Here is an 18,494-nt window from a genome sequence, read left to right as displayed (position 1 = left end):
GCCCCGCACTGCGGGGTCTTTTGCTATCTGCTGGCGGCGATTAAGCCCCGAGCAGGCTTTGTCCGCATACGCGTAAAACTTGTGCGGTGGCGGCACCCGAGCCGGGCTGGGCGAACCAGGCCACGGCTTCGGCGACGTCCTGCGGCAAGCCGCCTTGGCCCATGGAGTTCATCCGTCGGCCGGCTTCGCGGATGGTCAGTGGGATCGCGGCGGTCATCTGGGTTTCGATAAAACCGGGTGCCACCGCGTTGATGCTGATGCCGCGCTTAGCCAGCGTCGGCGCCCAGGCCTGAGCAAGGCCGATCACGCCGGCCTTGCTCACCGCGTAGTTGGTCTGGCCCATATTGCCGGCGATGCCACTGATCGAGGCGATCAGCACCACGCGGCCGTTGTCGTGCAGCTTGCCAGCGTCCAGCAGGGCTTGGGTCAGCACCTGCGGGGCATTCAGGTTGACGTTGATCACCGAGTTCCAGAAGTCGTCGCTCATCTTCGCCAGGGTCTTGTCACGGGTGATGCCGGCGTTGTGCACGACGATATCGATACCGTCCGGCAGCGCCTCAACAAGCTGCGTGGCAGCATCGGCAGCGCAGATATCCAGGGCCAGGCCGCAGCCACCCAAACGTGCGGCCAGGGCATCCAATGCATCCTTGGCCGGCGGCACATCCAGCAGCACCACCTCGGCGCCGTCGCGGGCCAGGGTTTCGGCGATGGCCGCACCGATGCCGCGCGAGGCTCCGGTGACCAGCGCCTTCTTGCCGGCCAGCGGGCGGGTCCAGTCCTTGACCTGCTCTGCGCAGGCATTTAGGCGCAGCACCTGGCCGGAGACATAGGCGCTTTTCGGCGAAAGGAAGAAGCGCAGCGCGCCTTCCAGCTGCGCCTCGCCACCCTTGCCGACGTAGATCAGCTGCACATTACCGCCACGGCGGATTTCCTTGCCCAGGGAACGGCTGAAACCTTCCAGGGAGCGCTGCACGCTGGCGGCAATCGGGTCTTTCAACGATTCCGGGGCGCGGCCGAGGATTACCACACGCGGGCATTTATCCAGGCCCTTGAACGCTGGCTGGAAGAAGTCGCGCAGCTCGATCAGCTGCTCGAAACGGGTCAGCCCGCTTGCGTCAAACACCAGCGCCTTGAGCTTGGGGCCATGCTCGGCAGTCCAGCGCGGCAAATCAAATTGGCCTTCACGGGCGGCGAACAGGGCGTCGGTCAGCTTGTTGGCAAAGGGCAGCACGGCGCTGGCCAGGCTGCCTTCGCCGCCAATCAGTAGGGCACCGTCGACCGGCCGGCTGCGCCCTGCCATCCAACGCTCCAGCAGCAGCGGCGCGGGCAGACCGAGCGCACTGACCAAACGACGACCTGAGGTGGAGTTGGCAAAGGCGAGATAACGGTCTGACATGAAACGGCTCCTGCGCATGGATCAAAAGTGCGCCCACTCTACGCAGCCCGCAGAAATGCGCAATTGACCGCGCCGCCTGCTGCGCTGGCAAGGCGGCCAATGCCACACTGCGGTAACAAGCTAGCCTGTGCGCCATTCACTTCATCAGGAGTAATCCATGACCCAGCCGCGCCGCGTCGCCATCGTTGGTGGTAACCGTATTCCGTTCGCCCGCTCCAACACCGTCTACGCCACCGCGAGCAACCAGGAGATGCTGACCAGCGCGCTGGATGGCTTGGTCGAGCGCTTCAACCTGCATGGCGAACGCCTCGGCGAAGTGGTGGCCGGTGCGGTACTCAAGCATTCACGCGACTTCAACCTAACCCGCGAATGCGTGCTGGGCTCGCGTCTGGCACCGGAAACCCCGGCCTATGATCTGCAGCAGGCCTGCGGCACCGGGCTGGAAGCAGCACTGCTGGTGGCCAACAAGATTGCGCTTGGGCAGATTGAGTGCGGCATCGCTGGCGGCGTCGACACCACCTCGGATGCGCCAATTGGGGTCAACGAAGGGCTGCGCAAGATCCTGCTGCAGGCCAATCGAGGCAAGAGCACCGGCGAGAAGATCAAGAGCCTGCTGCAGATTCGCCCACGCCACCTGGCTCCGGCCATTCCGCGTAACGGCGAACCGCGCACCGGCCTGTCGATGGGCGAGCACTGCGAGCTGATGGCACAGACCTGGGCGATTCCGCGTGACGAGCAGGACCAGCTGGCCGTGGCCAGCCACCAGAAACTCGCCGCCGCCTACGCAGAAGGCTGGCACGACGATTTGCTTACGCCGTTCCGTGGTCTGACCCGCGACCAGAACCTGCGCGCCGATATCAGCCTGGAAAAACTCGCCACGCTCAAGCCCTGCTTTGAGCGCAGCCCGCGCGGCACCATGACCGCCGCCAACTCGACGCCACTGACCGATGGTGCGTCTCTGGTGCTGTTAGCCAGTGAAGACTGGGCCAAGGCCCGTGGTCTGCCGATCCTGGCTTACTGGAAGGACGGTGAAGCTGCCGCCGTGGACTTTGTCGGCGCGGGCAAGGAAGGCCTGCTGATGGCGCCGGCCTACGCCGTGCCGCGTCTGTTGGCGCGCAACAAGCTGAGCCTGCAGGACTTCGACTACTACGAAATCCACGAAGCCTTCGCCGCCCAGGTGCTGTGCACCCTCAAGGCCTGGGAAGACGCCGACTACTGCAAGACCCGCCTGGGCCTGGATGCGCCACTGGGTTCCATCGACCGGCGCAAGATGAACGTTAAGGGCAGCTCGCTGGCTGCAGGTCACCCGTTTGCAGCCACCGGTGGGCGCATCGTCGCCAACCTGGCCAAGCTGCTCTCAGTGGCGCAGGAAGGCCGTGGATTGATCTCAATTTGCGCCGCTGGCGGTCAAGGTGTGACTGCAATCCTGGAAAAGTAATCAAACAGCGGTACCCGCACGCGGTGCGGGTACTGATGTATGCAACTCCGTGATTTGGAGCGGCCCACGCAGGTGGCGCCGCTCTTTTTTTATGGCTGTTTATTGCTCTCGCGATGGCTCGGCTTCCTGCTTAAGCAGCGCCGCTTTGCGTGCCAGGCCCCAGCGATAGCCGCTGAGGCTGCCGTTGCTGGCGATCACCCGATGGCACGGCACCAGCAGGCCCAGTGGGTTGCTGGCACAGGCGCGTGCCACGGCGCGTGGATGGCTGCCCAGTTGCGCAGCCAGCTCGGCGTAGTTACGCGTCTGCCCCAGCGGAATCTGCTGCAGGGCGCGCCACACCTGCTGCTGAAACGCCGTGCCGCGAATATCCAGTGGCAGCTGGGCGGCGCGCTGCGGTTCGCTGATCTGCGCCAATACCTGGCGCAGGCTATCGCCCAGGCCCGCGTTATCCACATGCAGTTCGGCGGCAGCAAAGCGTTGCTGCAGTTCGCTCAGCAGCGCGGCCGGGTCGTCGCCAAACAGCAGCGCGCAGATGCCTTTAGCGCTGCTGGCCAGCAGCAAGTGGCCGAGCGGGCAGGGTGCGATGCTGTAGCGCAGCCGTTCGCCAGCGGCCTGTTTACGTCTTTGTGCCGGGCTCAGGGATGCGGGCTGCTGATACAACGCGCGGGTGCCGGAGTAGCCGGCGTTTAGCGCGGCATCTAGAACGCTGCCTGCTGCGGGTAACTGTTGCTCCAGACGTGCACGGCGTTGCGCCTCGCTCCAGGCTTTCGGTGTCAGCCCGGTACGCGCCTTGAAGGCGCGCGCTAGGTGCGAAGCGGACAGGCCGATTCGCGCGGCCAACTGTGCGAGGGTCAGCGGCTGCTCACTGTTGTCGAGTAGCTCACAGGCGGCCACCACCAGCGCGTCTAATTGCTCGGCCTGGCTCTGCCCCTGCGGCGAGCAACGTTTGCATGGGCGAAAGCCTGCCGCGGCAGCGGCGTCAGCATCGAGGTGGAAGCTGACGTTCTCCCGCCGGGGCCGCCGTGCCGGGCAACTGGGCCGGCAATAGATACCGGTGCTGTGTACGGCAAACACAAAGCGGCCATCCTGCGTGGCATTGCGGTCGCATATGGCTTGCCAGCAGCGGTCGGCATCGAGCATGGCGCGATCCTCAATAATCATGGGCGGATTGTCGGCTGCGGCTGGCGGTCTGCCAATCCACATCTGACTTTCAAAGCGGCCCAAGCTGCTGCACCGCGACTTAGCCAACCTCGCCTAGACTCTTTGCATCCGCCACGGCGCTCACGCAAGGAGACGGCAATGTTCAGACTGCGCCATATGGGGCTGCTGCTGGTGCTGGCCAGCGTGTGCGCCGCTGCGCAACCGCCGGTGCCCGTGCGGCTCGACACCAGTTTCGAAGAGCCCTACCAAGTAGTGGTCGATGGCCAACTCGGCGGTTTATCGGTCAAGGTGCTGGAATGCATTTTCAACCAACTGCAGCAGCCCTATCAGATTCAGCTGACCTCGCTGCAGCGGGCTCGCCTCAATGTCAGCCGGCAGATTGCCGACGGCTTCTTCAGTTCCGCGCCCAATAGTCTGGTGGATGGCTATGCCGTGCTTTCGGCGCCGCTGCTGATCGAGAAGTGGTACTGGTATGCGCTGGACCCCAGCCTGCTCAACCTGCCCATCTGGGACAAGCAGCTGAGGATCGGCAGCGTACTGGGCAGCAACAGCATGATCTGGCTCGAATCGCGCGGTATTAAAGTTGAACAGAAAGTGCCCCGCCTGGAGCAGCTGGTGGAAATGCTTCGCCATGGCCGTATCAATATGGTGCTGGCTGATAGCAGCGCCATGCACAGCACGCTTGAACAGGCAGAGGGTAAGCAGATGCTGCACGAGCGCTTCGTGCGCTACTCGCCGTTGGGCGTGTATTTTTCCAAGACCTTTCTTGATGGGCACCCGGACTTTCTCAAGGCCTTCAATCGCCAGGTGGAAAGCTGCGCTCCGGCCAGCATAGCGCTCAGTGATGCGGAACAGGCCTATCTGCGCCAGCTGGTCGCACAGCATGTGGCGCGCTGGGGCCTGCATGCTGATCTGCTTGCGGCTTTGCGGGCGGCGAATCAGCGCGAGAACAGCGCGGAGCGGATCCAGGAGCTGGATCGGCAGTGGCGGCGCGAGCGTATTCTTGAAGAAAAACCATTGATCCGGCGCATGCTCAACCTGCAGCCATCCAAGTTGTTAGCCGGTATCGCTCAGCAATATGCCCCGCTGTTTAATGAATTGTTTATCAGTGATGCCAGCGGTCAATTGGTGGCCTTGAGCGAGAGCACCAGTGATTATTGGCAGGCTGATGAGCTGGATTTTCAGCGGGCCGCGTCGCTTCCCCGTGACGAGGTGTATATCGGCGCGATTGAGTATGACGGTTCAACGCAGAGCTTTCAGAGCAAGGTCTCAGCGCCGCTTTACGACCCCGATACCGATGTACTGCTCGGCGTGATCAGCCTGGGCCTGAACATCGAGACGGCTTTCGGTGACAACCTGCCCTGAGCGACAGGATGCCGCGCCGCCGCTATTTGCTGGGCTCAGGCCGTTGTTCCCTACTCAGCAGTGGTTATTGCCAGTCAAGGCTGAGTTCGGCTTGCCAGGCGAAGCGTTCAAAATGCCGACTGACGACCTGTTTCAGGCTTTCCAAGCCTTCGCTGCTGGCGCTTTGCACACTCAGGCGCAAACCGTCGGTCTCGGCATGCAGCAAGGCGAGGCCGCTGTCGAACTCGATACGGCCGTGGTGTTCATCGAAACTTACCGGAATCTTGTGCGCGAAGTGTTTGCATAGCCGGCTGATATAGCGGGCCGGTGCATCCGTGGCGACATAGGCGCTGGCGTTCAGTGGCATCGGGTTCTCCTGATCAAGTGACGGCTTAATAGCCAACGGTAAAGCGTTGGCGCAGGTGATGTGGGCGCTCCAGCTCATCAATGATGGCCACGGCCAAATCGGCGACCGAGATCTGCGCCGGGGCGTCGCCATTCATCAGCAACTGATCGCCGCCGATGCGGAACTGCCCGCTGCGCGCGCCGGGCTGCAGCAGCGCCGGTGGTGAGATAAAGCTCCAGGCCAGTGTGGTTTCACTTTTCAGCAGGTTGAGGGCCTGCCGCGCGCCTTCGGCACCTTCCCTGTATTCGGCGGGGAAGTCCGGGGTGTCGATCAATTGCAGGCCCGGTGCGACATACAGGCTACCTGCGCCGCCGACCACCAGCAGCCGCTGCACATCGGCCTGTTTGCTGGCTGCGATGATCGCCTGGCTGCCCTGGATAAAGCGTTCGCGAATATCCGCCGTGCCCCAGCCGGGATTAAAGGCGTGGATCACTGCGTCATGGCCTTTGAGTTGCTCGGCCAAGGCGTCGGCGTTGTAGGCATCGCCAGCGACGGCATTAAGCGCCGGGTGCTGTGGCAGTTTCGCGGGATTACGAACGATGCCGGTGACCTGATGGCCACGGCCCAGGGCTTCTTGCAGAACAGCTGCGCCAACAAAGCCGCTGGCGCCGATCAGGGCGAGTTTCATGGGGTTCTCCAGGTGCGATTAGGTGAGAGCAATAATCGCAGCTGGGTAAATGGCAGAAAAATAGGCTAAAAAGGCTTTAACTATTAAGCAGGGCTTACGAATGGAGCAGTTAAAGCGCATGGCGGTGTTCGCCACCGTGGTTGATCGAGGCTCCATGGTGGCGGCGGCCGAGGTGTTGGGCATGACCGCATCGGCGGTCAGTCAGCAGATTCGTAAGCTGGAGGACAGCACTCAGGTCAGCCTGCTGCACCGCACCACGCGCAAGCTGACCCTGACCGAAGCGGGTGCGACCTTCTACCAGAGCTGCGCTCAGGTGCTGGCACTGGCGCAGCAGGCCGAACAGCGCCTGGCCGAGTTACGCGATGCCCCGGTCGGCGAGCTGCGTATTGCCGCGCCGGTGGGGTTTTCCGGGCGGCGGCTCAGCGCGGCACTGGCGCCGCTGTTGCAGGCGCATAGCGGGCTGAGCCTCAAGCTGTTTTTTCAGGATGAGCAGGTCGACCTGGTCGAACAGCGCATCGACCTGGCCATTCGTGTCGGCCATCTGGAAGACTCCAGCCTGGTGGCGCGGCATATCGGTGATACACGCATGTTGCTGTGCGCTGCTCCGGCCTATCTGCTGCGCAAACCGCCTATCACTCAGCCTCAGGACCTGATCGGCCTGGACTGGCTGATTTTGCACAGTGACAGTGCGTTCAACTTGCTGGAGCTGCATGGGCCACACGCCCAGGTCGAGAAGCTGCGTGTGGAAAGCCGGGTGGGCTGCAACAACATCCTCGCCGTGCGCCATTTCACCTTGGCCGGTATGGGTGTGTCGCTGCAACCGGAGCAGGAAGTGCTCGAAGAGTTGGCCAATGGCAGCTTGCGTGAGCTACTGCCGCACTGGCGCATGCCGCCGTTTGGTATTTATTTGGTGACACCGCGCCGCGATGCACAACCGGCCAAAGTGCGTTATGCCATCGAGGCGCTGCGGCAGCAGTTATTGGCACCCTGAGGTGCTCACCTGCGTGGTGGGGTGTCGTGGGCTACTGCCACGCGAGGTCCAACTCGCCTTGCCAGGCAAAGCGCTCGAAGTGTGTGGCTATCAGGTGCTTGAGCTTGTTCAGGTCCTGCGGGTTATTACTCAGGACCGTGATATGCAGGCCGGTGCGATCCGCATGCAGATGCGAGAGGCCGAAGGCAAATTCGATGCGCCCGTGGTGGTCACCGAAACTGACGGGCAGCTTGTGCGCAAACTGCGCACACAGGCGGCTGATGTAGCGTGCAGGCGTATCGGTGACGACATGGCTGGAGGCGATGTGCAGCGCGGCGATGCCATTGCAGCGTTTAGGATGCGCGTGGCGCTTGGCGGCCAGACTGCCCACTGCGTTGAGCGCCTGAAGATGTGGCTGCTGGGGCAGGGTGCTGCTGCCAGATTGGGCATGTTTCACAGTTGTTTCCCCCAATCATGCAGGCTCAGGCGAGGCGCCTTCGCGGGGTGGCGGTAAGGGGCCTTGCGCGTGGCATGACCGGCTGGCGAATATACAGCGAATGGGACAGTGTTAAATCCCTTTTGGTTGCATGGCGCGTGTGTTTGTAACACCGGGTTTGCTGCATGTGCACCACTTAACACACCGCCAGGCGGCATGATTGAGCGATTTACTCAGCCTTCGATCGGTCTGGCTGGCGCCAGGTAACGCGGGGTGTGCTGACAGGAGGGTGGGCGCTGCGTAAAGATTGCCGTATAACGGGCGGCAGAGTCGACTTGGGCAACACAGGACCCCTGATTAAAGCTGATGAAGACGCCAAAACGTATTGAGCCCCTGGTCGAAGCCGGGCTGGTCGATGAAGTGATACGCCCGCTGATGAGCGGTAAAGAAGCCGCGGTCTACGTGGTGCGCTGCGGTGAGGAACTGCGCGTCGCCAAGGTCTACAAGGAAGCCAATAAGCGCAGTTTTCGCCAAGCCGCCGAGTACCAGGAAGGCCGCAAGGTACGCAACAGCCGTGATGCCCGGGCCATGGCCAAAGGTTCGAAGTACGGCCGTAAGGGCCAGGAAGATGCCTGGCAGAATGCCGAGGTTGCCGCCTTGTTCCGCTTGGCCAACGCCGGGGTGCGGGTGCCCAAGCCGTATGACTTCCTTGAAGGCGTGTTGCTCATGGAACTGGTCGATGACGGTGAGGGCGACGCGGCTCCGCGCCTCAATGATGTCGACCTGCACCCGGACGATGCCCGCGAATTCCACGCTTTTATGATTCATGAAGTGGTGAAAATGCTCTGCGCTGGCCTGGTGCATGGTGACCTGTCGGAATTCAACGTGCTGCTTGATCCGGGTGGCCCGGTGATTATCGACTTGCCGCAAGCGGTGGATGCGGCCGGCAACAACCATGCGTTCAAGATGCTTGAGCGCGATGTGCGCAACATGGCTGAGTATTTCGGTCAGTTTGCCCCGGAATTGAAATTCACCAAGTACGCCAAGGAAATGTGGGCGCTCTATGAGGCCGGTGAACTGACCCCAGATAGCCCGCTGACGGGTGAATTCGATGACCCGGAAGAAGAAGCCGATATCGATGCGGTGATGCGCGAGATCAAGGCCGCCTTGGCCGACGAAGCGCGCCGTCAGGCGCTGCTGAATGCCGAAGACGAACCCAAAGGCGAAGAGCCACCACCGCCTTGGGCGCAATAGACAGGGCGTGCCGCTGATAAAAAATGCCGCTTACCTGATCAGGTAAGCGGCATTTTTTTGCGCTGAATATCTTGGGCGTTTGTCTGGTTTACAGCCGCGTGGCTTTGAACGTATCGCAGCGGCCGACATCGCCGCCGTCGAAACCGGTCTTGAACCAGCGCACGCGCTGCTCTGAGGTGCCGTGGGTGAAGGAGTCAGGCACCACCTGGCCACGGGCCTGCTTCTGCAAGCGGTCATCGCCGATGGCATTGGCGGCGTTCAGCGCCTCTTCAATGTCGCCTGGCTCCAGCCAGTCATGGCGCTGCTGACCGTGATAGGCCCACACCCCGGCCAGGCAGTCGGCCTGCAACTCCTGGCGTACCAGTAGCCCGTTCGCACCCTCCACCCGTTCGCCGCGTTGGCGGGCCGCGTTGACCTTGGCTGAGACGCCGAGCAGGGTCTGCACGTGGTGGCCGACTTCATGGGCAATCACATAGGCCTGGGCAAAGTCGCCGGCGGCGCCAAAGCGTTGTTCCAGCTCGCGGAAGAACGCCAGGTCGATGTACACCCGCTGATCGCCTGGACAATAGAACGGCCCGACTGCCGAGTTGGCAAAGCCACAGGCGGAATTCACCCCGCCGCGAAACAGCACCAGGGTCGGGTCCTTGTACTGCCGGTTGGCGCCCTGGAAGATTTCCCGCCAGGTGTCCTCGGTATCGCCGAGTACGGCGCGGACGAATTCCGACTGCTCGTCATTGGCGGCAGGCGTTGAGCGTTGCGGCGCGCTGACCGAACCGCCCTGCATGGCTTGCCCGGCCAGCTGGCCGAGGATCTGCATCGGGTCCTGGCCGCTGAGCAGGCCGACGATCACCACGATGGCCACTCCGCCCAGGGTCAGCCCTTTGCCGCCGCCCATGCGTGAGCCGCTGCCGCGCGCATCCACCACGTTGTCACTGCGTCTTCCGCGTTTCCAGCGCATCGCTATCGTCCTGTGTCTGTCGAGCGTGAGTGTCGTCCGCTGCTGTGAGCGGCGCCAATGCAGTGTCACTTATTCAATGGTGGGGTATTCGCTGATCACCCGCTCTGCGCCTTGCTTATCCAGGCCGATGACTTGATAGGCATCGCGCACATTACCGTATTCCATACCTGGTGAGCCGGCTGGCATGCCGGGCACGGCTGCGCCGAGCAGGTCGGGCTGTTTGCGCATTTTGAGAATGTCGGCGGCCGGTACATGGCCTTCAACAAACTGGCCGTTGATCACTCCGGTATGGCAGGACGATAGGCGCGGCGGCACGCCCAGGCGCTGTTTGACCGCACTCATATCGGTTTCTACATGATCAACAACCTTAAAGCCGTTGTCCTGCAGGTGGCTGATCCAGGCCTTGCAGCAACCGCAGTTGGCATCGCGATGCACGTCGATGGTCAGGGGTTCGGCGGCGAAACTCAGGCTGCTGACAAACAGCCCGGCGAGAACAAGCAGCTGGCGCATCGGGTAACTCCTGGCAGGTGAAAGGCTGAGCATAGCGCCGGGCGGCCTTGGGCAACCACCGGCGATTTCCGAATCGGACGGGCGCAGCTTATGCTGCGTGCTCGATTTCAGGGGGAGGGGTGTCCATGTTGTTTGCACGCGCAGTACAGGTGATTCAATTGTTGGCATTGGCGGGGCTGGGGCTGGCCTATTTTGTCCGTCCCCATGAAATGGCCAACCTCAGCGGTATGTTGCTGATGTCGCCAGCGGCCGCCACGGATATGCGGGCGTTCTATGGTGGCTTGCAACTGGGGCTGGCGGCGTTCCTCGGCTTGTCGCTGAGTCGGCTGGACCTGACGCGCGCTGCGCTGACTCTGCTGGTGCTGCTCTACAGCGCGCTGGCATTGGCACGCATTGGCGGGCTGTGGCTGGATGGTGGCGCGCAGCAGACCTTCAATCTCTACGCGCTGCTGTTGGAAGTGGTATCGGCGGGGCTGAGCTATTGGGCGCTGCGCGGCTTGCAGCGCCTGTAGGCTTAACGGCGCTCCAGCAGCACACCCGACTCCATATGGTGGGTGTAGGGGAACTGGTCGAACAGCGCGCAGCGCGTCACCTTGTGGGTGTCATTCAGCTGGGCGATGTTGGCGGCCAGGGTTTCCGGGTTGCAGGAGATATACAGAATGCGCTCGAAGCGCCGGGTCAGTTCGCAGGTGTCCGGGTCCATGCCGGCGCGCGGCGGGTCGACGAATACGCAGCCGAAGTCGTAGCTCTTCAGGTCGATGCCGGCCAGGCGACGGAACGGCCGCACCTCATTCAGTGCCTCGGTCAGCTCTTCGGCGGACAGACGCACCAGGCTGATGTTGTCCACGCCGTTGTCGGCCAGGTTAGCCAGCGCTGCATTCACCGATGACTTGCTGATTTCGGTGGCCAGTACCTTGCGTACGCGGGTGGCCAGCGGCAGGGTGAAGTTGCCATTGCCGCAGTACAGCTCCAGCAGGTCATCCTGGCGTTCGCCAAGCGCGTCATAGGCCCAGGCGAGCATCTTCTGGTTCACTTCGCCGTTGGGCTGAGTAAACGCGCCCTCTGGCTGGCGATAGCTGAAGGTACGGCCGGCGACCTGCAGTTTTTCCTCGACATAGTCTTTGCCGATCACAATGCGCTTGCCCTTGGAGCGGCCGATGATGCTCGCCTGCAAATCGGCCGCCAGCTTTTCGGCTTCGGCTTGCCAGGCTGCATCCAGCGGGCGGTGGTAACACAGGGTGATCAGGCCATCGCCGGCCAGGGTGGTGAGAAACTCGACCTGAAACAGCTTGAAGCTCAGGGCGCTACTGGCTTGCCAGGAGGCCTTCAGGCGCGGCATCAGCGTATTGATCTGCGCGCTGGCGATGGGGAAGTCTTCGAAGAAGATCGGGTTGAGGTTATCGCCGGCCTCGAACATGGCGTAGTGGCGGTCCTCACCCTCGCGCCACAGGCGGAATTCGGCGCGCAGACGATAGCGCTCGCGCGGCGACTCAAATACCTCGGGGGCGGGTGCATTGAACGGCGCCAGCAGCTCGATCAGGCGCTGCTGCTTGTCAGCAAGCTGGGCGGCGTAGGTGGCGGGATCGAACTGGGAACGGCTCATGCGGGACTCTTTTCAAATTAGAGGCGGGTGAGCTATTGCCCACCCGCAAGGTCATCAGGCGAAGTACGCCAGTTTGATCGCAAACAGTACCGAGAGCACCACCAGCGCCGGGTTGAGGTCGCGCCAGCGGCCGGCCAGCAGCTTGATCAGGGTCCAGGCGATAAAGCCGAAGGCAATGCCGTTGGCAATCGAGAAGGTCAGCGGCATGGCCAGGGCGGCAACCACCACCGGGGCGGCGACAGTGAGGTCGTCCCAGTCGATCTGCGCCAGGCTGCTCATCATCAGCACGGCTACAAACAGCAGCGCCGGGGCGGTGGCGAAGGCCGGTACGGCGCCGGCCAGCGGGGCGAAGAACAGCGCCAGGAGGAACAGGATTGCCACCACGCAGGCGGTCAGACCGGTGCGCCCGCCGGCGCTGATGCCCGCAGCGGATTCGATATAACTGGTGGTGGTCGAGGTGCCCAGTGCAGCGCCGGCCATGGTCGCGGTGCTGTCAGCCAGCAGGGCGCGGCCGAGCTTGGGCATCTTGCCGTCCTTGTCCAGCAGGTTGGCCTTCTGCGCCACGCCGACCAGGGTGCCGGATGTGTCGAACAGGTCAACGAAGAGGAAGGCGAAAATAACGCTGAGCAGGCCGATGTCCAGGGCGCCCATGATGTCCAGTTGCAGCAGGGTCGGCATCAGCGAGGGCGGCATCGACACCACGCCGCTGAGCTGCGACAGGCCGAACAGGATCGACAGGCCGGTGACCAGCAGAATGCCGATCATCACCGCACCGGTGACCTGGCGGTAGGCCAGGGCCGCGATGACGAAGAAGCCCAGGCAGGCGAGCATGGCGCCGCCCTGGCTCAGGTCGCCGAGGGTCACCAGAGTGGCCGGGTGGTCGACCACGATGCCGGCGTTCTTCAGCGCGATGATCGCCAGGAACAGGCCGATACCGGCGGCGATACCGGCACGCAAGGCCAGCGGGATGCTGTTGATGATCCATTCGCGGATCTTGAAGATCGACAGCGCGAAGAAGATTACCCCGGAGAGAAACACCGCACCCAGCGCCACCTGCCAGGTGTGACCCATGGTCAGCACCACGGTGTAGGTGAAGAAGGCGTTGAGGCCCATGCCCGGCGCCAGGGCAATCGGGTAGTTGGCCAGCAGGCCCATGATGGCCGAGCCAATCGCCGCTGCCAGGCAAGTGGCAACAAAGACCGCGCCCTTGTCCATGCCGGTTTCGGCGAGCATGTTGGGGTTGACGAAGAGAATGTAGGCCATGGTCAGAAAGGTGGTCAGCCCCGCCAGAATCTCGGTGCGCACCGTGGTGTTATGGGCTTTGAGTTGGAACAGTCTTTCCAGCATGCGGAACTCCCCGTAACGGCTTTTTTGCCGTGTTTATGCAAACCGAAAGCAAAGCACATCCACGCGTGGGTGCATGTTTTTGCTGGCGATCTGGAAAAAGGCGCGCATCATATCAGCTCGTCTGGAAGGGGTGAATTTATGACCGCTCGGACAGTTTATGTACCTGATTTGCAAGGAGCGAAATGATGACTGCACGGGCCCTTATCAGCGTTGCCGATGGTGTCGAAGACCTCGAATGCGTAACCCTGATTGATGTACTGCGGCGTGCCGAAGTCGAGGTGGTGGTGGCCAGTATCGAAAGCCGGCGGATGATCACCTGCGCCCGTGGCACGCGCCTGACGGCCGATACCATGCTGGTAGACGTGCTGGCCCAGCCCTTCGACCTGATCGTCTTGCCCGGCGGCATGCCGGGTGCGCAACACCTGGCCGAGCACGAGCCGCTGGCCGAGCGAGTGCGCGAGCAGGCCAAGGCCGGCAAGTTGTTCGCCGCCATCTGCGCCGCCCCGGCCTTGGCGTTGCAGCACTATGGTGTGCTCAAGCAGCGGCGCATGACTTGTTATCCGGCGTTCAGTGATCGCCTGAGCGGTTGTGTATTTGTCGACCAGCCGGTGGTGGTCGATGGCAACTGCATCACCAGCCAGGGCCCCGGTACCGCCCTGGAGTTTGCCCTGACCCTGGTTGAGCAGCTGTGTGGCAAGGCCGTGCGCAAGCAGGTCGCCGAGGCCATGCTGGTCGGATAACCCGTTAGTCGTGGGTTCGCTCAGGGCCTTGCGGGTGCAGATGATCGCGCTTGGCCAGTTCGGGGAACAGGCGGATCCATATCCCGGTAACCAGAATCGCGCCTACACCGCCGATCAGCACTGCTGGCACCGTGCCAAACCAGGCTGCGCTGACCCCGGCGCGGAAGTCCCCAAGTTGATTGGATGCGCCGATAAACAGGCCGTTGACCGCGCCGACGCGGCCGCGCATCTCGTCTGGCGTTTGCAGCTGCACGAAGGCGCCGCGGATCACCATGCTGATCATGTCCGCCGCACCCAGCACCACCAGCGCCGCCAGGCTGAACCAGAGTGAAGTGGACAGGCCGAAGCCGATGGTCGCCACGCCGAAGATCGCCACCGAAGTAAACATCACCGGGCCGACCCGCCGCTCAATGGGGAAGCGCGCCAGCCACAACGACATCAGCAATGCGCCCACCGCCGGCGCCGAGCGCAGCAGGCCGAGGCCCCAGGGGCCGGCGAGCAGAATGTCCTTGGCAAACACCGGCAGCAGCGCGGTGGCGCCGCTAAGCAGCACCGCCAGCATGTCCATCGACACCGCGCCGAACACGGCAGGGCGGCTGCGAATAAAGCGAAAGCCGGCCAGCAGTGAATCCAGCGAGACCTTCTGTTTCAGCGGTAGCTGGCGCGCCGGCAGGCTGAGCATCAGGCTCAGGGCGCAACCATATAGCAGCACGGCCGGACCATAGACCCAGTGCGTACCGAGCGCATAGAGCAAACCGCCCAGCGCCGGCGCGATGATGGTGGCGGCCTGCATGGCCGAGGCCGACGCGGCCACAGCGGCGGGAAACAGCCCCGGCGGCACTATATTCGGTAGCAGAGCTTGGGTGGTCGGCATCTCAAAGGCGCGGGCGGTGCCGAGCAGAAAGGCAATCATGAAGATCATTTCGCGGCTGATGCTGCCGGCGCTGCTACCCAGCAGCAGGCCCAGGGCAATCAGCCCCTGGGCGCTCTGGCAGAGCGCCGCCACCTTGCGCCGATCGAAGCGGTCGGCGACATGCCCGGTGAGCAGGATAAACAGGATCTTCGGCAGAAATTCGATCAGCCCGACCAGGCCGAGGTCCAGCACGTTGCCGGTCAGCGAATACATCTGCCAGCCAATCGCCACGGTAATCATCTGGAAGCCGCTGGCCGTGAACACCCGGGCGAACCAGAACGCTAGGAATGGACGGTGCTGACGGAGCAGAAGCTGGGGCATGGCCGAAAAGGCTCGAGCGATAACTGGGGGAGGTGCAGCCTAGGGGCTTGGTGTGAGCTTGCACAAGCTGCCAGGGGCAGATTGTGTCTGCGCGCAATGCTTGTGGCAGCCGGTCGCGCGACAATCGACCACAGCTGAACTTGCACCTGCAAACGCTACTCTCTGTACATGCAATGACCCGCGTCAACACCTTCGACGCTCGGTTGTGAGGGCTTTGCACAGCTCGCTAGTTGCCTCACCCAGAACAATAATCCCCCGACTGATTGCTTGTGACTGGCATGTGCGCCCGTGGCCGTGCCCCGTATCACCTGACTGAGGAAACGCCATGTTTGGATTGGAGGCTCTCGACCTCGCCCGAATCCAGTTCGCTTTTACCATCTCCTTTCACATCATTTTTCCGGCCATCACCATTGGCCTGGCCAGTTACCTGGCGGTGCTTGAAGGGCTGTGGCTGAAAACCGGGGAAGAGGTATACCGCGACCTGTACCACTTCTGGGCGAAGATCTTTGCGGTCAACTTCGGCATGGGCGTGGTGTCTGGCCTGGTCATGGCCTATCAGTTTGGCACCAACTGGAGCGCCTTCTCCGACTTTGCCGGTGCGGTCACCGGGCCGCTGCTGACTTATGAAGTGCTTACCGCGTTCTTCCTTGAGGCGGGCTTTCTTGGCGTCATGCTGTTCGGCTGGAACCGCGTCGGCCCGGGCCTGCACTTCTTCTCCACGGTGATGGTGGCGGTCGGCACGCTGATCTCAACGTTCTGGATTCTCGCGTCCAACAGCTGGATGCACACCCCGCAGGGCTTCGAGATCATCGACGGGCGGGTGATTCCGGTGGACTGGTTCGCCGTGGTGTTCAATCCGTCGTTCCCTTACCGCCTGGCGCATATGGCGACGGCAGCATTCCTTGCCACTGCGTTCTTTGTTGGCGCGTCGGCGGCCTGGCACCTGCTGCGCGGCCGTGATAACCCGGCGATCCGCAAGATGCTCTCAATGGCCATGTGGATGGCGCTGATCGTGGCGCCGATTCAGGCGGTGATTGGCGACTTCCATGGCTTGAATACGCTCAAGTACCAGCCGGCGAAGATCGCGGCGATCGAAGGCCACTGGGAAAATCATGGTGATGAGCCGACCCCGCTGATCCTGTTCGGCTGGCCGGATATGGAAGCCGAAGAAACCCGCTTCAAGATCGAGATTCCCGCCCTCGGCAGCCTGATCCTGACCCACAGCCTGGACAAGCAGGTGCCGGCGCTCAAGGAGTTCGCCAAGGAAGATCGGCCTAACTCAACCATCGTGTTCTGGACCTTCCGGATCATGGTCGGCCTGGGCATGCTGATGATCCTCACCGGTCTTTGGGGCCTGTGGCTGCGCAGCCGCGGCAAACTGTTTCAAAGCCGGCCGTTCCTCCATCTGGCCGTGTGGATGGGCCCGTCGGGGATCATCGCCATCCTCGCTGGCTGGTACACCACGGAAATCGGTCGTCAGCCCTGGATCATCCAGGGGCTGATGCGCACCGCCGATGCCTCGTCCGGGCACAGTTTTGCGCAGATGAGCCTGACCCTGATTCTGTTTGTGGTGGTGTATTTCGCCCTGTTCGGCGCGGGTATCAGCTACATGATGCGCCTGGTGCGCAAAGGCCCGATCACCGACGAAGGCAAGGAACCCGCTGAAGGCGGCCCAGGCCAGAAACGCACGCCGTCCCGTCCGTTGTCCGCACCCGAAGAGGGCTTGGACGAGGGCGAAACCGACTCACTGGCTGAGAGGAATTGAACATGGGCATTGATCTCTCGCTGATCTGGGCCGTGATCATCGCCTTCGGGGTGATGATGTATGTGGTCATGGACGGCTTCGATCTGGGCATCGGCATCCTCTTCCCCTTTGTCAAAAGCGAAGGCGAGCGCGATGTGATGATGAACACCGTGGCGCCGGTCTGGGACGGTAACGAAACCTGGCTGGTGCTCGGTGGCGCGGCGCTGTTCGGCGCCTTTCCGCTGGCCTACGCGGTGGTGCTCAGCGCGTTGTACCTGCCGCTGATCTTTATGCTGCTGGGGCTGATTTTCCGCGGTGTGGCCTTCGAGTTCCGCTTCAAGGCCAAGGCCGCCAAGCGGCACCTCTGGGACAAAGCATTTATCGGCGGCTCACTGACCGCGACCTTCTTCCAGGGCGTGGCGCTGGGGGCCTATATCGACGGCTTCAAGGTGGTCGATCGGGTCTATGTCGGCGGCGCGCTGGATTGGCTCACGCCGTTCTCACTGTTCTGCGGCCTGGCGTTGATTGCCGCTTACGCTTTGCTCGGCTGCACCTGGCTGATCATGAAGACCGAAGGTCGCCTGCAGCTGCAGATGCACGATATGGCGCGGCCGCTGGTATTCGTGCTGCTCGGCGTCACCGGTATTGTCAGCTTGTGGACGCCACTGGCCCATACGGAAATTGCCGAGCGCTGGTTCAGCCTGCCGAATATCTTCTGGTTTATGCCGGTGCCGCTGCTGGTGCTGCTGTGCACTTGGGCGCTGCTGCGCGCGGTGGCGCGCAACGCCAACTATTCACCGTTTCTGCTGACGCTGACGCTGATCTTCCTCGGCTACAGCGGCCTGGGCATCAGCCTGTGGCCGAATATCATCCCGCCGTCGATCAGCATCTGGGAAGCCGCCGCACCGCCGCAGAGCCAGGGTTTTATTCTGGTTGGGGCGCTGTTCATCATTCCCTTCATCCTGATGTACACCGCCTGGAGTTATTACGTGTTCCGCGGCAAGGTCACTGAAGAAGATGGCTATCACTGAGGCTCGGCTCCGGTCTGCTGCGCGTCGGCCCTGCGGCGTTAAAAACAGGCTCGGAATGCTCATGTACAAAAGTACACTCCGCTTCCTCGCCTGTTTTTGCCTTGCAGGACTCTAGCTCGCGAGACCTCAAGTAAGTTATGAGGGCGCAAGATGAATGACGTAGAAGAGAAAAAGCCGCTGTGGCAACGCCTCGGCTGGTTGGTAGCAATCTGGGCCGGCAGTGTGCTGGCCCTGGGGGCGGTGTCCTATCTGCTGCGCCTGTTTATGCAGGCGGCTGGGATGGGCACGCCGTAA

The 18,494-nt window shown here is 62.5% G+C and carries 19 protein-coding genes; 9 read left to right on the top strand and 10 right to left on the bottom strand.

The features are described from left to right. Nucleotides 1-40: 40 nt before the first annotated feature. Nucleotides 41-1,396, bottom strand: a complete 1,356-nt coding sequence (locus HBN63_RS10720; RefSeq protein WP_170049404.1) for a 3-oxoacyl-ACP reductase — start codon at nt 1,394-1,396, stop codon at nt 41-43. Between the two features lie 157 nt (nt 1,397-1,553). Between HBN63_RS10720 and HBN63_RS10715 the strand changes: the two genes are divergently transcribed. Then, the gene (locus HBN63_RS10715) at nt 1,554-2,834 is read left to right on the top strand and encodes an acetyl-CoA C-acetyltransferase (protein ID WP_170049403.1); all 1,281 of its coding nucleotides are present in this window, start codon (nt 1,554-1,556) and stop codon (nt 2,832-2,834) included. Between the two features lie 99 nt (nt 2,835-2,933). Here the strand turns inward: HBN63_RS10715 and ada are convergent, their stop codons facing one another. Then, nucleotides 2,934-3,974 (bottom strand): bifunctional DNA-binding transcriptional regulator/O6-methylguanine-DNA methyltransferase Ada, encoded by a 1,041-nt coding sequence (gene ada / locus HBN63_RS10710; RefSeq protein WP_170049507.1) that lies wholly within the window; start codon nt 3,972-3,974, stop codon nt 2,934-2,936. Between the two features lie 159 nt (nt 3,975-4,133). On the opposite strand from ada, the gene HBN63_RS10705 reads away from it, so the two are divergent. Continuing rightward, nucleotides 4,134-5,360, top strand: coding sequence for a hypothetical protein (locus HBN63_RS10705; RefSeq protein ID WP_170049402.1), 1,227 nt, complete (start codon nt 4,134-4,136; stop codon nt 5,358-5,360). A 64-nt stretch (nt 5,361-5,424) separates the two neighbouring features. Here HBN63_RS10705 and HBN63_RS10700 read toward each other — a convergent pair whose 3' ends face one another. Then, nucleotides 5,425-5,706 (bottom strand): DUF2218 domain-containing protein, encoded by a 282-nt coding sequence (locus tag HBN63_RS10700; protein ID WP_170049401.1) that lies wholly within the window; start codon nt 5,704-5,706, stop codon nt 5,425-5,427. Nucleotides 5,707-5,731: 25 nt separating this feature from the next. Then, nucleotides 5,732-6,373: an NAD(P)-dependent oxidoreductase gene (locus HBN63_RS10695; protein ID WP_170049400.1), complete on the bottom strand. Its 642-nt coding sequence runs from the start codon at nt 6,371-6,373 to the stop codon at nt 5,732-5,734. A 100-nt stretch (nt 6,374-6,473) separates the two neighbouring features. Here HBN63_RS10695 and HBN63_RS10690 point away from each other — a divergent pair, with 100 nt between their 5' ends. Beyond that, a complete protein-coding gene (locus HBN63_RS10690) occupies nt 6,474-7,364 on the top strand; it encodes a LysR family transcriptional regulator (protein WP_090249512.1) in 891 nt (296 codons plus the stop codon). Nucleotides 7,365-7,395: 31 nt separating this feature from the next. Here the strand turns inward: HBN63_RS10690 and HBN63_RS10685 are convergent, their stop codons facing one another. Next, nucleotides 7,396-7,800: a DUF2218 domain-containing protein gene (locus tag HBN63_RS10685; protein WP_345940478.1), complete on the bottom strand. Its 405-nt coding sequence runs from the start codon at nt 7,798-7,800 to the stop codon at nt 7,396-7,398. A gap of 345 nt (nt 7,801-8,145) precedes the next feature. Between HBN63_RS10685 and HBN63_RS10680 the strand changes: the two genes are divergently transcribed. Then, nucleotides 8,146-9,033 carry a PA4780 family RIO1-like protein kinase gene (locus tag HBN63_RS10680; RefSeq protein ID WP_170049399.1) on the top strand — a complete coding sequence of 296 codons (888 nt, stop codon included), beginning with the start codon at nt 8,146-8,148 and terminating at the stop codon, nt 9,031-9,033. A gap of 88 nt (nt 9,034-9,121) precedes the next feature. On the opposite strand, the gene HBN63_RS10675 is transcribed toward HBN63_RS10680, so the two are convergent. Next, nucleotides 9,122-9,991 (bottom strand): neutral zinc metallopeptidase, encoded by an 870-nt coding sequence (locus HBN63_RS10675; RefSeq protein WP_167142852.1) that lies wholly within the window; start codon nt 9,989-9,991, stop codon nt 9,122-9,124. A gap of 69 nt (nt 9,992-10,060) precedes the next feature. Beyond that, on the bottom strand, nt 10,061-10,501 hold the full coding sequence (locus HBN63_RS10670; RefSeq protein ID WP_160085604.1) for a DUF411 domain-containing protein: 441 nt from the start codon (nt 10,499-10,501) through the stop codon (nt 10,061-10,063). A 125-nt stretch (nt 10,502-10,626) separates the two neighbouring features. Between HBN63_RS10670 and HBN63_RS10665 the strand changes: the two genes are divergently transcribed. After that, nucleotides 10,627-11,013, top strand: coding sequence for a DUF4345 domain-containing protein (locus HBN63_RS10665; RefSeq protein ID WP_170049398.1), 387 nt, complete (start codon nt 10,627-10,629; stop codon nt 11,011-11,013). Between the two features lie 2 nt (nt 11,014-11,015). On the opposite strand, the gene trmA is transcribed toward HBN63_RS10665, so the two are convergent. Both trmA and HBN63_RS10655 read right to left on the bottom strand, forming a co-directional pair. After that, nucleotides 11,016-12,104, bottom strand: a complete 1,089-nt coding sequence (gene trmA, locus HBN63_RS10660; protein ID WP_170049397.1) for a tRNA (uridine(54)-C5)-methyltransferase TrmA — start codon at nt 12,102-12,104, stop codon at nt 11,016-11,018. Between the two features lie 54 nt (nt 12,105-12,158). Further along, entirely contained in the window at nt 12,159-13,451 is a 1,293-nt protein-coding gene (locus HBN63_RS10655) for an NCS2 family permease (protein WP_170049396.1), read from the bottom strand. Nucleotides 13,452-13,636: 185 nt separating this feature from the next. Here HBN63_RS10655 and HBN63_RS10650 point away from each other — a divergent pair, with 185 nt between their 5' ends. Further along, complete coding sequence (locus tag HBN63_RS10650; protein WP_170049395.1) at nt 13,637-14,191, top strand: DJ-1 family glyoxalase III; 555 nt, start codon at nt 13,637-13,639, stop codon at nt 14,189-14,191. Nucleotides 14,192-14,195: 4 nt separating this feature from the next. Here HBN63_RS10650 and HBN63_RS10645 read toward each other — a convergent pair whose 3' ends face one another. Continuing rightward, nucleotides 14,196-15,425 carry an MFS transporter gene (locus HBN63_RS10645; protein WP_170049394.1) on the bottom strand — a complete coding sequence of 410 codons (1,230 nt, stop codon included), beginning with the start codon at nt 15,423-15,425 and terminating at the stop codon, nt 14,196-14,198. Between the two features lie 325 nt (nt 15,426-15,750). On the opposite strand from HBN63_RS10645, the gene HBN63_RS10640 reads away from it, so the two are divergent. The 3 genes from HBN63_RS10640 to HBN63_RS10630 all read left to right on the top strand — a co-directional run bounded on the left by HBN63_RS10640 (nt 15,751) and on the right by HBN63_RS10630 (nt 18,494). After that, nucleotides 15,751-17,190, top strand: a complete 1,440-nt coding sequence (locus tag HBN63_RS10640) for a cytochrome ubiquinol oxidase subunit I (protein ID WP_170049393.1) — start codon at nt 15,751-15,753, stop codon at nt 17,188-17,190. Nucleotides 17,191-17,192: 2 nt separating this feature from the next. After that, nucleotides 17,193-18,200 carry a cytochrome d ubiquinol oxidase subunit II gene (gene cydB / locus HBN63_RS10635; protein ID WP_167142834.1) on the top strand — a complete coding sequence of 336 codons (1,008 nt, stop codon included), beginning with the start codon at nt 17,193-17,195 and terminating at the stop codon, nt 18,198-18,200. Nucleotides 18,201-18,350: 150 nt separating this feature from the next. After that, nucleotides 18,351-18,494, top strand: a complete 144-nt coding sequence (locus tag HBN63_RS10630; RefSeq protein WP_090249480.1) for a DUF2474 domain-containing protein — start codon at nt 18,351-18,353, stop codon at nt 18,492-18,494.

This window comes from Pseudomonas sp. WS 5011 (assembly GCF_012985775.1).
GTDB classification, from domain to species: Bacteria; Pseudomonadota; Gammaproteobacteria; order Pseudomonadales; family Pseudomonadaceae; genus Aquipseudomonas; species Aquipseudomonas peli.
Note: the sequence above shows the minus strand (reverse complement) of the source record. Positions and strands in the feature narration are given on the sequence as shown.

Bases quoted from the DNA above. Each gene is read 5' to 3' on its own strand.
- HBN63_RS10670 (WP_160085604.1), bottom strand. From the start codon at position 10,501: ATGCGCCAGCTGCTTGTTCTCGCCGGGCTGTTTGTCAGCAGCCTGAGT.
- ada (WP_170049507.1), bottom strand. From the start codon at position 3,974: ATGCTCGATGCCGACCGCTGCTGGCAAGCCATATGCGACCGCAATGCC.
- cydB (WP_167142834.1), top strand. From the start codon at position 17,193: ATGGGCATTGATCTCTCGCTGATCTGGGCCGTGATCATCGCCTTCGGG.
- HBN63_RS10690 (WP_090249512.1), top strand. From the start codon at position 6,474: ATGGAGCAGTTAAAGCGCATGGCGGTGTTCGCCACCGTGGTTGATCGA.
- HBN63_RS10720 (WP_170049404.1), bottom strand. From the start codon at position 1,396: ATGTCAGACCGTTATCTCGCCTTTGCCAACTCCACCTCAGGTCGTCGT.
- HBN63_RS10695 (WP_170049400.1), bottom strand. From the start codon at position 6,373: ATGAAACTCGCCCTGATCGGCGCCAGCGGCTTTGTTGGCGCAGCTGTT.
- trmA (WP_170049397.1), bottom strand. From the start codon at position 12,104: ATGAGCCGTTCCCAGTTCGATCCCGCCACCTACGCCGCCCAGCTTGCT.
- HBN63_RS10715 (WP_170049403.1), top strand. From the start codon at position 1,554: ATGACCCAGCCGCGCCGCGTCGCCATCGTTGGTGGTAACCGTATTCCG.
- HBN63_RS10645 (WP_170049394.1), bottom strand. From the start codon at position 15,425: ATGCCCCAGCTTCTGCTCCGTCAGCACCGTCCATTCCTAGCGTTCTGG.
- HBN63_RS10650 (WP_170049395.1), top strand. From the start codon at position 13,637: ATGACTGCACGGGCCCTTATCAGCGTTGCCGATGGTGTCGAAGACCTC.
- HBN63_RS10705 (WP_170049402.1), top strand. From the start codon at position 4,134: ATGTTCAGACTGCGCCATATGGGGCTGCTGCTGGTGCTGGCCAGCGTG.
- HBN63_RS10665 (WP_170049398.1), top strand. From the start codon at position 10,627: ATGTTGTTTGCACGCGCAGTACAGGTGATTCAATTGTTGGCATTGGCG.
- HBN63_RS10630 (WP_090249480.1), top strand. From the start codon at position 18,351: ATGAATGACGTAGAAGAGAAAAAGCCGCTGTGGCAACGCCTCGGCTGG.
- HBN63_RS10680 (WP_170049399.1), top strand. From the start codon at position 8,146: ATGAAGACGCCAAAACGTATTGAGCCCCTGGTCGAAGCCGGGCTGGTC.
- HBN63_RS10655 (WP_170049396.1), bottom strand. From the start codon at position 13,451: ATGCTGGAAAGACTGTTCCAACTCAAAGCCCATAACACCACGGTGCGC.
- HBN63_RS10640 (WP_170049393.1), top strand. From the start codon at position 15,751: ATGTTTGGATTGGAGGCTCTCGACCTCGCCCGAATCCAGTTCGCTTTT.
- HBN63_RS10675 (WP_167142852.1), bottom strand. From the start codon at position 9,991: ATGCGCTGGAAACGCGGAAGACGCAGTGACAACGTGGTGGATGCGCGC.
- HBN63_RS10700 (WP_170049401.1), bottom strand. From the start codon at position 5,706: ATGCCACTGAACGCCAGCGCCTATGTCGCCACGGATGCACCGGCCCGC.